The following is a 15080-nucleotide window of genomic DNA, read 5'->3' as shown; positions in this document are numbered from 1 at the left end:
TTTTCGGTTCGTCCGCCGCGCCGCGCTCAGTCCGATCGGCCGCGTCGCCGCGCTCAGTCGCTCTCAGTCCCCGTCTCGCTCGCGCCGTCGGGCGCGGAGGTACTCGCCGAGCGCGAAGGCCATCCACGACTGACACCACCGCATCAGCGTGAACCGCTTCGTGTAGAAGCGTCGCTTCTGGTAGTAGAACCGCCCGTCGCCGGCGTACAGGTTCGAGAGCGTCCAGTCGATGATGCGCGACGCGAACGCCGTGTCGCCCGCCGCGCTGAACAGCACGATCCCCTCCGCGGCGGCGTGGATGTCCTTCGGATAGGCGCTCGTCTCGTCCCAGTTGGGTGCTCCGGACGGCTCGAACAGCGTCTCGCGGTAGAACTTCAGGCCGCGTTCCAGCGTGTCGTCGTACCGATCCGACCCCGTCACCTCCCGATAGCGGAGGAACGATTCGAGGATGAACCCGTTGTGGTGGTTGTCCATCGAGAGGTGGGACGCGGACGGCGGGTCGGTGTAGAACCACCCGCCGATCTCGGCCTGCTGGCCCGCGACGTAGTTCAGGATCCGTTCCGCCCGCTCGCGGAGTTCGGCCCGCGGCCGCCGCTCGTGGATGTCGAGGAGCAGCCGGGCGGCGATCGCGTTCGCGTTGACGACGGTCGTCTCGCCCGCCTCGGCGCTGGCGTGGTAGTCGATCCGCGCCGTCTCCCCCGACTCCCGGTAGTTCAGGTCCTCGTACACGAACGGGAGGGCGGACTCCGCGACCGCCGCGAAGCGCCCGCCGGAGCCGCCGTCGTCGAAGTCAATGTCGTCCAAGTCGAGACCGTTGATGTCGCCGAGATCGACGTCGCCGTCGTTCGAACCGTTCCGGTCGCCAGCGCCCTCATCGTTCCCGGACAGCAGCGCTCGCACGGCGTAGCCGGTCGAGACGATCCCCGGGTGCCTCGGTTCCAGCCGGTCGTCAAGCCCCTGCGTCGCGTGCTGGTGACCGCCGCAAAAGCCCGCGTACCCGCGGCTCCGGTTCTCGACGAGCCACCTCGACAGCCGGTCGGCCTCGCGGCGGTACGGATCGTCGCCGAGCCGGTCGGCGGCCGCCCTGTTGGCCATGACGAACAGCGCCGTCCCCTTGAAGTTCTGCCGCTGTTCCACCAGCATGAGCCGGCGGACGTTGACGGGGAAGCGCTTTATCCCCTCCTGGATCGCGATGTTCAGCCACTTGTTCTCCACCGGGAGCCACCGCCGGAACCGGCTGCTCATGCCGTCGAAGTAGTCCCATCCGGTGTACTCCCGCTCGCGCGCGTACGCGAGCGTCTGCTCCAACACCCGCGCCGCCGCGTCGTCGGTGACGCGGTGGCAGGGGGTGTCGGTCTCGGGCGCGGGGGGCCTCCCGTCGACGCCGTCGCGGTCCCCCGCGCCGTCGGGGTCACCGACATCGTCGCTGTCTCCGACGCCGTCGCGAGACTGCGGAGCGCTCTCTCCGCCGACCGCGCTCCGACCGGAACCGGAGGCCGTCATGTCGACTCCTCCGTGACCGACGCCCGACGGTCCGAACTCGCTCGGTCCGTGCCCGCCCGCCAGCGTTCGATCCCGGAGACCCCTTGGGGACCGCCCGCCGCCGCCCAGGCGACGATGACCCCGGTGAGATCCACCAGCCCGCCCACGTACTCGTTCCGCCGCCGTCGCCACTCGGCCCCGATCGACTCGTCGGTCAGCACGTCGACGCCGGTGGAGACGACCTCGTCGAAGTCGGTGGTGTTGACGACCAGCCCCTGCCGTTCGAGCTCGGTGAAGTTGCCCATGTCGCCGTCCCCCACGAAGGAGTTCGACCTGATGACGGGGGTCCCCAACAGGGCCGCCTCGGTACAGACCGTCTGCGTGTCGGTGACGACGAGCCGCGCCTCGGCCAGCGCGTCGTGGAGCAGCGCGGGGTGGACGTCGAACTCGCGGGCCGGAAGCGATCCGAGGTCCAGCGTCCCGCCCTCGTCCGAGACGAACACCGTCGCGTGGTCGGCGAACGTCTCGATCAGCCGCCGCCGCTGGTCCGGGGTGAACCCCGACTGCCCGACGTCGTGGTGCGAGCCGAACGCGTTGAACCGCAGCAGGACGAACTCCTCGTCGGCGTCGAGGCCGAGGTCATCGCGGATCCCCGGGTTCGGCTCGTAGACGTCCGGGTGGAGGTACGCGGTCTCGCAGAAGCCGCGGAACTGGTAGTGATTCTCGCCGAGGTCCTTCTGGAAGGCGTGCGGCGTGAGAAAGGCCGCCGCGAACGGCCGAGAGATCGCGTGGTCGATCGACGTCGGCTCCGAGTCGAGGACCAGCACCGCCGGGGACCGGCTCGCCAGCCCGGCGTGGGCGGCGTACGCGCCGACGCCGAAGATCACGTCCGGATCGAACGACCGTACCGCGGGGATGATGCGGGCGTAGTGGCGCGGGAGGTTCCGAAACAGCGACCCCTTCGTCGTCCCGCAGGAGCCGTAGAGGCGGTAGGGGAGTTCGTATCGGTCGAGCAGCGCGACCGTACACCCGTAGTCCCGCCCGAGGACGAGCACGTCGTGTCCGGCGCGTTCGAGCCGGTCGACGGCGTGTTTGTACAGGTGGACGTGGGCGGGCGTGTTCGTGAAGAAGACGACTCGCATGCGGTCGTCTCGGGGAGGAGATCCGATTGTAATAGATCGCTTACCGCACGCGCGACCGACCGCCGGGAGCGACGGCCGGCCTCGGACCCGGTAACCGATGTATAACAAAAGCCGCTACCGGATTCGATGGGGTAGTGCTCGTTCACCAGCCCATCCCGCCCGAGGGGCCGCGGACGACCCGCGCACCGCGGGGACGCAAACGGAGTGACACGGCGTGATATCGGGTTCGAAGCGCGACGGCAACGGGATCGTCGAGGTCGCGCTCGCGGTCGGCTACCTGGCGGTCGCGGGGGGGATCGTCGCCTCCTACGCCGCGCCGGCGACCGCCTACGAGCTGTCGATCTACGCCGCGACGCCGGCGGCGACGTGGGGGGCGCTGGCGGTCGCGGTCGCCGTCTCGGTCGCCGTCTGCCTGTCCGACGAACGGTACCTCGCGCCGGCGGTGTTGCTCGCGGGCCTCGCGGCCGCGACGGTCGCCGGACTCCCGCTGATCCGCGGCTACCACTTCTACGGTCGGGCCGACTCGCTGGTTCACCTCGGCTTCGCGCGGACGATGAGCGGCGGCGGGGACCCGTTCGAACTGCTGTATCCCGCGGGGCACCTCATCGCGAACAGTCTCGCATCGGTCGCGGGCGTGGAGACCACCCGGGCACTGATGCTCGTCATGTGGACGTACACGCTGTCGTTCTTCGCGAGCGTCGCGCTCTGCGTCTGGTTCCTCGTTCCGGACCGCCGCGCGCTGGCGATCGGCGCGTTCTCGGCGTTCCTGCTGTTACCGATAAACAACGTCAGCACGTACCTCCACTTCCACACGTACTCGATCGGGATGCTGTTTACCCCCTTCGTGATCTACCTCGTGTTCACGCACCTCATCGGCGGCGACCGGCGCGACCGGATCGCCGACCGACTCGCCGACGGTGGCCGTGCGCTGGGCCGCCGTGCGACGGGATTCGACGATAGCGTCGGGGTCACCGTGAGTCCGAAGCGACCGGTCCCGACGACGTACCTCCTGCCGCTGGCCTCGGTCGCGCTGGTCGTCGTCCATCCGCAGATCGCGTTGAACGTGCTGTTCCTGCTCGTCGGTATGACCGTGACACAGCACGCGTATCGCCGGTTTCGGCCGGCCAGTCCGATCGCCGAGTACCGGCTGCTCACGGTCCAGACGGTCGTTCTCGTGATGGCGTTCGTGGCCTGGATCGCGACGCACGACTGGGCGTTCGTCAGCACGGCGGAGGCGATGATCGAGTCGGTGAGCGAGTTCGTCACCGGCGAGGGAGAGGCGACGCCCCGCGTCGAGGAACAGAGCGAGTCCGCGTCGTCGATCGGCGGGAGCATCTATGAGCTCTTCGTCAAGCTGTTCGGCGTCGGCGCGATCTACTCGCTTTCGGCGACGGCGGTCGTGCTCGGCCGAGTAACCGGATACCTCGGCCCGCCGGAGGGGAACCGGTCGATGCGGACGACGCCCGACACCGCGAAGGACGTCATCACGCTGTTTTTCGCCGGACTGGCGCTGTTGCTCCCCTTCTTCGCGGCGCACTTCGTCGGCTCCATCTCGACGTACCTGTTCCGGCACGTCGGGTTCCTCATGATGCTCGCCACGATATTCGGGGCGGTCGGCGTCCGGTACCTCGTCGCCGACGGATCGCCGTTGACCGATCTCGGTGCCGGCTCGACCGGACCGGGAGCGCGGGCGGGCGGGAGACGGCTCGCCGCGGCGCTCCCCGAGGCGCGGTCGGTCGCGGCGGTCGCGGTCGTCGTGCTCGTGTTGTCGCTGTCGCTGGCCACCCTGTTCCCCTCGCCGTTCATCTACCTCTCGGGGTCCCACGTCCCCGAGGGCGAGATGGACGGCTACGAGCGGACGTTCGCGAGCCAGTCAGCGGAGTCTCCCGTCTGGTTCGGCGGCGTGCGCCACTCGTCCGACCGCTACGAGGTCGCGCTGTACGGGGTGGAGTCAGCGCCGTGGGACGGCGAGGTGACCCCGCAACCGCGGTCGAGCGGCCCGGTCCCGGAGGAGGCGATGCTCGACGGGTTACCGGCGTTCTACGCGAACAACCCCGACGAGACCGTCAGGCGCGACCACTACTTCGCGGTCGCGGAGGCCGACCGCCAGCGGGAGGTGATCGCGTACCGCGAACTGCGGTACTCGACCGAGAGCTTCGAGGCCGTGGCGGCCCAACCGGGTGTCGGGAAGGTCAGAGCCAACGGCGAGCTGACCGTCTACTTCGTCGACGTCCCGGCCAACGCGTCCGCGAACTCACTCGACCGCGAGCCGGTGACGGTCCCCGGCGGATAGTGAAACGGAATCGCCGCTGCGCTCCCCTCTCGCACGAATCCCGTTGGGTTTCGGGCGGATCACTCGATCAGTCCCTCGCTCTCGATGCGGTTCCAGAGCCGCTTTCCCTCCTCCGTGATCCCGTAGATGCGGCCCTTCCGCTTCTCCTTCGACACGAGCAGTTCGACGAGCGAGCGCTCGCGGAGGGAACGCAGCGCCCGCGAGATGTGCGTGATCGAGAGACCGGTCCGGGACGCGATCGACGAGGGAATAGACGGGCCGTCGACGAGCTGTTCGAGCACCGCCGTCCGGTACTTGGAACTGATGATGAACCCGATCTGGTCCCAATCGTCAGTGGCGTCGTCGTTCCGCTCGTTCTCCATTAGCCCCCTTTCCCGCCGTACGGTCATAAGGCGTGGAGATCGTTTACGGAGTCCGAAACCCGTCCACAGCGACCCGATCCCGTCCGGTTCGACGCCGGAGATCCGGACGCAGTCGGGCGGTAACGTCGACTTACCGAGCCGGAGGACGCCCGGATCCGTCGTCCGACGAACGCGATAGGCTCCGCATAACGATACGCCGACTCGACGCAGTACCCGACGAAATGAGTGACCGCCGTTCCGCGTTCAACGTGAGTGACCGCCGCTCCGCATCGGTCGCGTCGCGCAGCAGTCGACCGCGACGCTCGTTCCGTCCGCCCTCGGCCCGCTCCGGAGCGGCCGCCGCCGCCGACGCGAACCCCGAGACCGGACGCGTCGGCTCCCGGCAGCGATGAGTTCGCTGGCCGACGAGCTGTTAGCCAGCCGCGACCTCCTCGTGGTCGGTGGGTCGGTCGCGGTCGCCATCGTGGTGACCGCGGTCGGGACGACGAGCGCCGTCCGGCTTCAGCCCGCCCTCCTGCTCCTCTTGGTGCTTCCGGGGTACGTAACGGCGGCGTTCGCGTACGCCGAGCGCGAACGGGAGCCGTGGACGTTCGCGGCGCTCGTCGAGCGGTCCGCGCTCTCGCTCGGCGGCAGTCTGGCGATACTCCCGCTCTTGGCGATCCTCGTCTCGCTGTCCACGGGAGCGCTGACCAGGTGGGGGCTCGTCGCGGCCGCCTCCGCGTACGTCGTCCTCGGCGCTGCGGCGACGGTCGTGCGCCGCGCTCGTCACTCCAGCGGCGAGGGGGGACCGAGACCGGCCGGACCGCGAGGGGCCGGCTCGTCGTCTCCCGGCCGGCTACCCGATGAGACGGGTCCGACCACCGTCGTTCTCGCCGTCAGCGTCTTCCTCGCGGTCGGCACGCTGGGCGCGGCGGTGACCGTCCCCGTCGACGGCGAGACGGCGACGGACCTCCACCTGCTGACGGAACAGGACGGCGAGTTCGTCGCGAACGAGTACCCGGAGACCCTCACGGCGGGCGAGTCGGCGACCATCACCGTCGGCGTGACCAACGATGAACACCGGTCGGTCGAGTACACGGCCGTCACGGAACTCCAACGGGTCCAGGTCGACGGCCGGTCCGTCATCGTCGTGGACAGCCGACAGATCGACCGATACGCCTTCGAGCTGACACACGGGGAGAGCTGGCGCGAACCGCAGGAGTTCCGGGCGACGCTCACCGGCGAGAACGTTCGGTTCGTCACGTACCTCTACCGGGGTGAGCCCCCCGAAAACCCGACGGCGGAGTCCGCCTACAGGACCACCTACGTCTGGTTCGACGTCCAGCCCGCCGGGACGGCCGGTGAGTGACCCATGTGGCCTTGGGGTCACCTCGCGGTCGGCTACGTCGCGTTCTCGGCGTTTGTGCGGATCGGGTTGGATCGTCGACCGACCGACCGGGCCGCGGTCGTCCTCGCGGTCGCCACGCAGCTGCCCGATCTCGTCGACAAGCCGCTCGCCTGGCAGTTCGGACTGTTGAGCAACGGAATCGGCGCTGCGCACTCCCTGCTCGTCGGCGTTCCCGCCGCGCTCGCCGTCGCGGTCGCCCTCCGGCGGCGAGGTCACCCGGCGCTCGGCCTCGCCGTCGCGGTCGGCTACGTCAGCCACGTTCTCGGGGACATCCTGTTCGCCGTCCTGTTCAGTCGGCCGCCGGTCCTCCCGTCGTTCCTGTGGCCGGTCTACGCGACGCCCGCCGCGCCCGCTCCGGGGCTCGGTGCGAAGACCTGGCAGCTGTTGCTGGACAGTCGAGCGCTCCTCGGCGGCGGGATGGGACGGACGTACTTCCTGATCGAGGCCCTCCTGCTCTGCGGGACGCTGGCGCTGTGGTTCGCCGACGGGAAACCCGGTTGGGGCCTGTTGAGGACGTTCGGCCGCTCGAAGCGATGAACCGACGCCTCAACGTCCGTCGTCGCGTTCGGTCTTGAGGTAGTGGACCGCGGCCAGACCGGCCAGGAGGACCCACCCGACGCCGATCACGACCACACCGGTCCGATCCAGTGGCCCCCCGCCGACCGCGAGCGCCCCGTACGCCAGCGCTACGACGAGCGCGAGGAGGAGGTAATAGCGTCCCCAGCGGCGCGTCCCGTCGGCGTCGGGAGCGTCCACGTCGAGGTACCGGTTGAGATCGCCGCCTCTGTCGGTGAGCCGTATCTGACCGGTGTCGCCGTCGTACTCGACGATACCGGCCTCTTCGAGCTTCGGGATGTGCGTCTGATACAGGGAGACGTACAGCCGCTTCCGCTGTTTGCTGGTCAGCGCCTCTCGGTCCGTCTCGTTCTCCCACGCCGCGACCTCCGCGGCGAGGTCCTGTAGTTGGATGCTCTCGTCGGTCCTGTTCAGATACCGAAGGATGAACCGCCGTCGCGGATTGCTGAGGAGGCTAAACAGTGCGTCTTGGCTCAGTCCGTTTTCCCGGGTTTCTGTCATTTGTGAGTCGGTGTGGACGCTTATCGGTCCCCGTCCGTCCCCGCCACCGACTGGTGGATGAAGCGTTCGACGGGGTCGAGCGTCGTCGGCAGGAGGTCCGCCGGCTCCAGCCAGGCGTGGTCGAGGACGCGTTCAGTCGGATTGGGTTCCGGCTCCGATCCGAGGGTCGCGTCGAACACCGAGTACACCGTCGTCGCGGGTCGACTCGTGTGGCGGTAGACGCAGCGGCCGACCCGCTCCCCGACGGTCGCGCGACACCGGATCTCCTCGTCGAGCTCGCGGCGGAGACACTCGGCGAAGGACTCCCCGGACTCGACGCCGCCGCCCGGGAGCGTCCAGAACGTCGAGCCGTCCTCGCGGCGCTCCTTGACGAGCAGTACCCGGTCTCGGTCCGTGACGAAGGCCTTGGCACCGACTCTGAGCTCCCGCCGCTCGGGGACACCCTCCGGCACGTTCGGGGGGACCGACGAAGTCCCCCGCTCGTCGCGTACCCGCCGGATGGAACCGTCGGAAGGGTGGTTCGACATACGCGCCTTCGACACGACCCGTACTGATTATTATGCGGCTCATACCCCCGACAGGAACGGCTTTCTTGACGTCTCCGGCGGCCCGTCGCCTCGCGGAGGGCCGTCGTCGTTCAGGTCTCGACGCCGACGCCCGCGCCGTCGGGGTCCGCACTGCCGTCGTCGTTCGCAGCGCTGTCGTCGTTCGCACCCTCTGCGTCGCTCAGGGCGCGCGCGTACAGCGAGAGGAGTTCGTCGACGACGTCGGGCCACGCGTAGGACTCCTCGATGCGGCGTCGGCTGGCCCGACCCATCCGTTCGGTCCGCTCCGGGTCCGAGAGCAGTTCCTCTAGGGCGTCGGTCAGGCCCCGGACGTCCCCGGGAGCGACGAGCGCGCCGTTCGACTCGTCGACGATCGAGGGGATCCCCCCCACGTCGGTCGAGACGATCGCGTTCGCTCCGGCCATCGCTTCCAAGACGGCGATCGGGAGTCCCTCCGCGCTCGTCGGGAGGACGTAGACGCTCCCCTCGCCGAGGAGACCTCGCTTCCGCTCCTCGGAGACGAACCCGGCGTAGTCGACGGCGTCGTGCGCCTCGGCGACCGCCTCGGCGTGGCCCGAGAGCGGTCCGCTACCGGCGATCGTCGCCCGGAACCGGAGCCCCGAGTCCTGAAGTTCGTCGACGGCTTCCGTCACCTCGACTATCCCCTTCCGCTCGATGTGGTTCGAGACGAACACGAGGTGCGGCGGGTCGGCGGCGGGATCGGGGTCGTACTCGTCCGGGTCGACGGCGTTCGGAACGACGACGATCCGCTCCGGCGGAACGCGCGTCGCGAGGACGTCGCGCCAGTGGTCCGACAGGGCGACGACCGCGGTACAGGCCCCGAACACCGTCTGCTGGAAACGAGCCGCCAGCGGCGACGCGTCTTCGAGGAAGGTGTCGAACGACGAGCCGTGGACGTGGAGTATCACGGGTCGGTTCCACAGCAGCCCGGCGACGAGCACGTACGGCGCGGAGATGTAGAACGAAAACGAGTGCGAGGTGTGGACGTGAACGATGTCGGGACGACGGCGGGCGAGGAAGCCGACCCACACTGACAGGAGGACCGCCGCCGTCCGGAGGTACTCGACCGGTCGCTCCGGCGTCCGCACGGCGGTGTCGACGACATCCAAGGAGACCCGGCCTTTCAGGTGCCGCCGCTGCTCCGCGATGTACCGACCGATGCCGCCCGTCCCCTCCGTCCGGGATCCCGCCGGCCCGACGACGAGCACCTCCGTCGACGACGGGACGTTCGACTCGCTGGCGTTCGGCTCCGACGCCGACTCCCCGTCGACTCCTTCGACGACGCTCATCTCGTCCCCCGATCGAACGCCGACCGCCCGCGGGCGACGATTCCGGCGAATCGGTGGTCGAACGTCTCGGAGAGGTGGTCGAATGTCCCGAAGAGACGGTCGAACAGTCCGGAGAGCGTGCGGTCGAACCGCCTGTTGTCGCCACGATCGAAGCGGTCCAAGCCCGTCTCCGGCCGGTCGGGCCGGGAGTCGTCGTTCATACCGACACCTCCGGGGTCGCGAGTTTTGTTATCCGTCGGCTACCGCCGCGAGGCGGGTCGGCGCGGCGGCGGCGTCACAGCGTCACGAGGTAGTTCGGGTCCGCGTCGAGCCGCGGTAGTAGCGACGACTTCAGGTCTCCTAAGGTGAAAAACAGCACCCGAAGCCCGTTGAGGTCGTACCGGTGGAGGACGCCGTCCCGCTCCAGATCGCGTGTCAGCTTCGGCTTGTTCCACGAGTAGAACGGCGACGTGCGGACCCCGCAGGTCTGCTCGATCGGCTCGCAGCCGGCCCCCTCGGAGCAGATCACCCCCTCGAACGTCTCCTCGGCGACGTAGTCGAGGTCCGCGCGGCTCTCGAAGTAGTGGAGGTGCGAACAGGTGATCCACGGCGTCCCGACGTCGAGTATCAGGGTGTCCTCCTCGACGAGTCGGGCGAAACAGCCGTCCTCGTGGTAGCTGTCCGAGTGTCGACAGCCGTCGAACCGGTAGGGACCCTCCACTAAGATCGACTTCATCGCGTCGTCGGTCCGATAGTCGGCGTCTTGGAGGAAAAGCGGCCCGAACGTGCCGTGTTTCGGTCGGGAGTACTGCTTGTGGTACACGCCGGACGTGGCGAAGTAGTCCGTAAAGCCCGGGGTGAGGACGCTCCGGAAGTGCTCGTTGAGCTTCGATCGGAGAAACGCGTAGGGGTCGGTGTCGAACGCCCGTTTCACGTCGCTCAGCCCCGCGTGAACGAACGCCTTCGAGTGCGCTCCGCCGTGGCGGTCGAGCAGCTCGTCCAGCCGGGAGACCGGCACCTCGCCGGCGCTTCGTCGCCGGTTCAGGCGCTTGAGCGTCTGGTGTTTGGCCAGGTTCGCGACTCGACTGGCGTCCGTCAGTGTCTCGGGTACCATGGCTGGGTACTCGGGGCTCCGGATAACCCGATCGTACCCGTCGATCGGCGGTCGGTCGTGTAGTTACCACCATCCTATCCGCGGGTAGTCGGACGTTACCGGTCGAGACCGCGACCGCGCGTCGCGGCGGAGCGTCGAGCGCGAGACGGTCGGGCTCCCCCCGGGCGGTCGACCTCGGGAGCATGTGTACGCCGGCCCGTGGCCGAGTCGCCCCCGACGACCGTCCGCGGACCGATTCGATCCGGCGATCGGCCGCCGGGGCGGTCCGGTAAACCCGGGTCGGAGCGACGAGGAGGGATCGATAGGCCGTCCATAACGAAGCCTCGGAGGTCCGTTCGGAGTCGCATGACCGAGATTAGCGTCATTATCCCCACGCTGAAATCACGGGACAAAGTCGAGTGTCTCGACTACTTGGCCGCGAACTCCTTCTCCGACTACGAGGTCTGTCTCCAGAGCGAGTCGACGGCGACGGCGGCTCGGAACGCCGGCATCGAGCGCGCCGAATCGGACAAACTGGTGTTCCTCGACGACGACTCCCGGCCGCGAGACGGGTACCTCTCCCGGATGTCGGAGATTTTCGAGACCGAGACCGCCGTCGCCGGGCGGACGGTCCACCCCCGAGACGACATCTTCGCCGGGAAGCTCACCAACCACTACGACTTCGGCGACGAGCCGCGCTACGTCACGCGCTTCTGGGGCTGTAACATGGGGGTCCACCGGGACGTGTTCGACGAGGTCGGCGGGTGGGACGAGGCGATCCCGTGGGGTCACGAGGAGGTCGAACTCGCGGAACGGGTGCTCTCCGTCTCTCCCATCTACTACGACCCGGAGCTGGTGGTCGATCACCCTTACGCCGACTCGGTGTCGGACTACCTGACGAAGACGTACCGCCAAGAGGTGGAGCAGCCGTACCTGTGGACCAAGAAGGGACTGAGCAGGCGGGAGCAGTGGCTGACGATCCTCAGCGACGCGGTCACTCCGACGAACTACGTCGGCTTCCCGGTTCGGTCGGCGCTGCTTCACGGTGCCGGCACGCTGGCGCGGGCCGCCGGCCGCGTCCGGGGGATGCGCCGTCGGGGCGACAGGACTCGCGATCGGCGCGAACCGACGTCAGCGGCGGACGCCGGCCGGTAGGTTCGGGACCGAGCTCGCTCACCGGTCCCCGAACCCCGAAACGGGCGAGAAAGCCGGTAAAGCGTCTCATACTCTAGGCCGTGTTCCGGCGAGGAGGCGGTCGTCTCCGAGAGCGAGCCGACCACCGACTGACGCCCGCGTCGGTCCGGCCGAACGCTCGCCGTGCGATCGCCTACCGAGAGACGGCTGGGACGGCGGCTCTCGGCGGAACTACTGGACGACGACCGCGCCCTTCATTCCGACCGAGCTGTGGGGCGTACAGACGTACTCGTACGTCCCCGTCTCCTCGAACGTGTACTCGAAGGTGTGTCCCTCCTCCGTCGCGGTCTCGCTCTCGAAGTCGCCCGACTCCGCGGCGACGTTGTGGCCGCCGCCCGCTCCGGTCCATTCCCAGACCACGGTGGTCCCGGGGCTCACCGCCACCGCGGCCGGGCCGAACGCGAGGCCGTCCCCCGCGCCGACGTCGACCGTGACCTGATCTTGGCCGGTGGCGTCGACGGTCTGCTCGTAGTTGTTGGCGTCTCCGAGCCAGCCGCCGTAGTCCGGCTCCTCGCCGAGGTACTGCGTGTCGCCGCCGTCGCCACTGTCGCCGGAACCGTCGGAGCCGTCGCCCCCGTCGCTGCTGTCTCCGCCGTCCGAGCCGTCCGAGCCGTCACCGCCGTCGCCGCCGCCGGAACAGCCGGCGAGCAGGAGCGTCGCGCTCGCGGCGGTCGTCGCCTGTACGAACCGTCGTCGATCGAGTGTGGTGTCGTCGGTCATGCGTTCGGTCGTCGATCGGTCGCGTGTGGTTGTAACGCCCTGTGCGTCGCCCCGTCGATCGGGAACGCGGCGAATATGTTCGGCACAGACGCCTCACCCCGTTCCGTCGATCCCAACGGGGACCGGGTCCGGCTACGGGTCGCCCCGCGGTGCCAACACGATCAGCGCGGTGGCGTCCTCGCGCGCGGTCGGCTCCACGCGCCGCTCGCCGTCGAACCGGAGCAGTTCGCCCGCCTCGACGCGGTGGTCCTCGCCGTCGAGTGCGACGTCGAAGACGCCCTCCAGCGCGTGGAACAGCACGTCTTTGTCCGGGTGGTCGTGTTCCGCGACGCCCTCGCCCGCGGACAGCGAGAGCCGGACGGTCTTCGGCTCGCTTTCGGGGAACGCCTGCGCGGCCGGTTCGCCGTCGATGTTCTCGATCCGGACTTTTTCCGGTTCGGACGCCGACGCCACCTTCGGCAGCTCGGCGACGAACCGCTCTGACCCCTCGCGCTCGACCGCGTACGCCTCGTCGTCGAACGCGGGGACCTCCGCCGACAGCTCGTAGTAGAGCGGCTTCGGGTCGTGGTCGTTCACTATCGTGAGCGACTCGCCCGGCTCCAAGTCGTCGAACGCGTCGTGGATCCGGTCGTGTCGCTCGTTCGGAGGAATCTCTCTGACGTCGAGTTCGGTCATCGCAGTTCACCCTCGACGCTACGGACGCATGTCGAGCGGCGCGAACACGTTCGGACGGGCGGTGTCAGTGACTGTCGCCGAGCAGTTCCCCGAGTCGCTCGCCGATCCGGCCCATCGTCGCGTCCGAGAGCCCGTGGCCGTCCCCCGGGTCGATCCGGAGGTCGACCGCGGCACCGGCGCGCTCGAAGGCGCGCGCGGTCGCCCGGACGCGGTCGGCGGGCACGTACGGGTCGGCCTCGCTGCTGTCGAGCGCCACCGGGGTCCCGGAGAGGGGGCCGTTACCGTCCCCTTCCCGCTCCGAGCCCTCCACCTCGGCCGAGTCGAGGTCGTCGCCCGGCAGCGCGGCCGAGACGACGAACGCGCCGCCGAACCGGCGGGGGCGACGGCGGAGGGACTCGGCGACGACCGTCCCCCCCTGCGAGACGCCGACGAGCACGATGCGATCGGTCGGGACGCCGGTGTCGCGCGCGGCGTCGACCGCGGCCGCGACGCAGTCGACCGCGGAGGTCAGCGCCGGCTCGTTGGCCGACAGCGACGCCTCGTGGGGGGCCGGGTACCACGTCGACCGGACCGCGCCCGGCGCGAGGAGGGCGACTCCCGACCGGTAGAACTCGTCCGCAAGCCGAATCAGTCCTTCTGCGGTGCCGCCGCGGCCGTGGACCAGCACGACCGCGGCCTCGGCGGCCGCGGCCGGCGCGCCGCCGGTGACGAGCGTCGCCTCGGCGTGCGGCCCGGAGACGCCGCGAATCTGCTGGCTCATCGCAGCGAGTTCGCGTCGCCGGTGTCTCGGTGGTCCGAATCGCCGGCCTCCGGCCAGTCGAACCGCGGGAGCTGCGACTCGATCAGGTCGCGGTCCGACTCGAAGCGCGGCGGAAGGTACAGATCCGTCGCGTGCCCGGTCGCGTCCGGGTCCGCGAGGCCCGGCCCCGGCGGCCCGTCGTCGGTCGGGGCCTCGGTCGCCAGTTCGACGAGAAGCCCGCCGGGACCGCGGACGTACAGCGAGTAGAAGAAGTGGCGGTCCTTCACGCGCGACACGTCGTACCCGCGCTCCCGGAACAATTCGTGCCACTCCAGCAGCGTCTCGCGGTCCGCGACGCGCACCGCGGCGTGGTGGAGCGTCCCCGGCCCCTCGCGGAGGTACGCGGCGTCGCGGTCGAGGAGATCAATGACCGTCGCGCGGTCGCCCGGCGCGCGGTACCGCACCCGATCGGCCGACTCCGCCTCGTACTCGAAGCCGAGCGTCTCCAGCACGCTCGCGGTCCCGTACGAGTCCGCGGGGAGCGCGGTCACGCCGCAGAGCCCGCGGATCGCGTGCCGCACCGGGACGGGGCTGTCGGTCCACGGGTCGGCTCCGTCGCTCTCGGGCCCACTCTCGGTCTCGCCGTCGCCGCTCCCGCTCTCACTCCCGTCCGCGTCCGCGATCAGCTCGATCCGCGTGCCGGACGGGTCCGCCAGCGTCAGCCCGCGGTCGCCGAAGCGCGCCTCGGCGTCGATCGGTCCCGCCTCGACGCCGCGGTCGGCGAGGCGGTCGCGCCAGTAGTCGAGCGAGTCCGGCGGCACCGCGAACGCGACGGCCTCGTAGCCGGGTTTCCCGGTCCGTCCGGGATCGCCCGTCGGGTCCGGGAAGACGGTGAACACGGAGCCGGGCGAGCCGGTCGCGTCGCCGAAGTAGAGGTGATACTGGAGGATCTCCTCGTAGTTCACCGTGCGGCGGAGCAGGCGGAGGCCGAGCGTCTCGCCGTAGAAGGCGGCATGGGTCTCGGGGTCGCCGACGATCCCCGTGACGTGGTGGAGTCCGGGGGTGTCAGAGAGCATGGGCTC

Annotated in this window: 16 protein-coding genes; 4 read left to right on the top strand and 12 right to left on the bottom strand. The window is 69.6% G+C overall.

The window, feature by feature from the left end:
• Window positions 1–63: 63 nt before the first annotated feature.
• Window positions 64–1503: a glycoside hydrolase family protein gene (locus QOL69_RS15730; protein ID WP_283403941.1), complete on the bottom strand. Its 1440-nt coding sequence runs from the start codon at window positions 1501–1503 to the stop codon at window positions 64–66.
• On the bottom strand, window positions 1500–2624 hold the full coding sequence (locus tag QOL69_RS15725) for a DUF354 domain-containing protein (protein ID WP_283403940.1): 1125 nt from the start codon (window positions 2622–2624) through the stop codon (window positions 1500–1502). The genes QOL69_RS15730 and QOL69_RS15725 overlap by 4 nt, the downstream gene beginning before the upstream one ends.
• Before the next feature lie 214 nt (window positions 2625–2838).
• Between QOL69_RS15725 and QOL69_RS15720 the strand changes: the two genes are divergently transcribed.
• Window positions 2839–4917 (top strand): hypothetical protein, encoded by a 2079-nt coding sequence (locus tag QOL69_RS15720; RefSeq protein WP_283403939.1) that lies wholly within the window; start codon window positions 2839–2841, stop codon window positions 4915–4917.
• Window positions 4918–4976: 59 nt separating this feature from the next.
• On the opposite strand, the gene QOL69_RS15715 is transcribed toward QOL69_RS15720, so the two are convergent.
• Window positions 4977–5279, bottom strand: a complete 303-nt coding sequence (locus QOL69_RS15715) for a winged helix-turn-helix domain-containing protein (protein ID WP_283403938.1) — start codon at window positions 5277–5279, stop codon at window positions 4977–4979.
• Between the two features lie 388 nt (window positions 5280–5667).
• On the opposite strand from QOL69_RS15715, the gene QOL69_RS15710 reads away from it, so the two are divergent.
• Window positions 5668–6627: a DUF1616 domain-containing protein gene (locus QOL69_RS15710; RefSeq protein WP_283403937.1), complete on the top strand. Its 960-nt coding sequence runs from the start codon at window positions 5668–5670 to the stop codon at window positions 6625–6627.
• A gap of 3 nt (window positions 6628–6630) precedes the next feature.
• Window positions 6631–7203 carry a metal-dependent hydrolase gene (locus tag QOL69_RS15705; RefSeq protein WP_283403936.1) on the top strand — a complete coding sequence of 191 codons (573 nt, stop codon included), beginning with the start codon at window positions 6631–6633 and terminating at the stop codon, window positions 7201–7203.
• A gap of 9 nt (window positions 7204–7212) precedes the next feature.
• On the opposite strand, the gene QOL69_RS15700 is transcribed toward QOL69_RS15705, so the two are convergent.
• From QOL69_RS15700 to QOL69_RS15680, 5 genes are all read right to left on the bottom strand, one after another.
• Window positions 7213–7743 carry a DUF7344 domain-containing protein gene (locus QOL69_RS15700; protein ID WP_283403935.1) on the bottom strand — a complete coding sequence of 177 codons (531 nt, stop codon included), beginning with the start codon at window positions 7741–7743 and terminating at the stop codon, window positions 7213–7215.
• A 20-nt stretch (window positions 7744–7763) separates the two neighbouring features.
• The gene (locus QOL69_RS15695) at window positions 7764–8270 is read right to left on the bottom strand and encodes an NUDIX hydrolase (RefSeq protein ID WP_283403934.1); all 507 of its coding nucleotides are present in this window, start codon (window positions 8268–8270) and stop codon (window positions 7764–7766) included.
• 110 nt (window positions 8271–8380) lie between these two features.
• Complete coding sequence (locus QOL69_RS15690; RefSeq protein ID WP_283403933.1) at window positions 8381–9598, bottom strand: glycosyltransferase family 4 protein; 1218 nt, start codon at window positions 9596–9598, stop codon at window positions 8381–8383.
• Window positions 9595–9798 (bottom strand): hypothetical protein, encoded by a 204-nt coding sequence (locus tag QOL69_RS15685; protein ID WP_283403932.1) that lies wholly within the window; start codon window positions 9796–9798, stop codon window positions 9595–9597. Before QOL69_RS15685 ends, QOL69_RS15690 begins: the two co-directional genes overlap by 4 nt.
• 74 nt (window positions 9799–9872) lie before the next feature.
• On the bottom strand, window positions 9873–10691 hold the full coding sequence (locus QOL69_RS15680; RefSeq protein WP_283403931.1) for an AAC(3) family N-acetyltransferase: 819 nt from the start codon (window positions 10689–10691) through the stop codon (window positions 9873–9875).
• Between the two features lie 345 nt (window positions 10692–11036).
• On the opposite strand from QOL69_RS15680, the gene QOL69_RS15675 reads away from it, so the two are divergent.
• Window positions 11037–11825, top strand: a complete 789-nt coding sequence (locus QOL69_RS15675; protein ID WP_283403930.1) for a glycosyltransferase family 2 protein — start codon at window positions 11037–11039, stop codon at window positions 11823–11825.
• Between the two features lie 210 nt (window positions 11826–12035).
• Here the strand turns inward: QOL69_RS15675 and QOL69_RS15670 are convergent, their stop codons facing one another.
• From QOL69_RS15670 to QOL69_RS15655, 4 genes are all read right to left on the bottom strand, one after another.
• A complete protein-coding gene (locus tag QOL69_RS15670) occupies window positions 12036–12584 on the bottom strand; it encodes a halocyanin domain-containing protein (protein ID WP_283403929.1) in 549 nt (182 codons plus the stop codon).
• A 132-nt stretch (window positions 12585–12716) separates the two neighbouring features.
• Window positions 12717–13259, bottom strand: coding sequence for a DUF2249 domain-containing protein (locus tag QOL69_RS15665; protein WP_283403928.1), 543 nt, complete (start codon window positions 13257–13259; stop codon window positions 12717–12719).
• 64 nt (window positions 13260–13323) lie between these two features.
• The gene (locus QOL69_RS15660) at window positions 13324–14019 is read right to left on the bottom strand and encodes an alpha/beta hydrolase (RefSeq protein WP_283403927.1); all 696 of its coding nucleotides are present in this window, start codon (window positions 14017–14019) and stop codon (window positions 13324–13326) included.
• Window positions 14016–15074, bottom strand: coding sequence for a VOC family protein (locus QOL69_RS15655; protein WP_283403926.1), 1059 nt, complete (start codon window positions 15072–15074; stop codon window positions 14016–14018). The genes QOL69_RS15660 and QOL69_RS15655 overlap by 4 nt, the downstream gene beginning before the upstream one ends.
• Window positions 15075–15080 lie beyond the last annotated feature (6 nt).

Source organism: Halorubrum sp. DM2 (assembly GCF_901686465.1).
Classification (GTDB): Archaea; Halobacteriota; Halobacteria; order Halobacteriales; family Haloferacaceae; genus Halorubrum.
The sequence above is the reverse complement of the archived record's forward strand: the minus strand, read 5'-3'. Positions and strand labels throughout refer to the sequence as shown.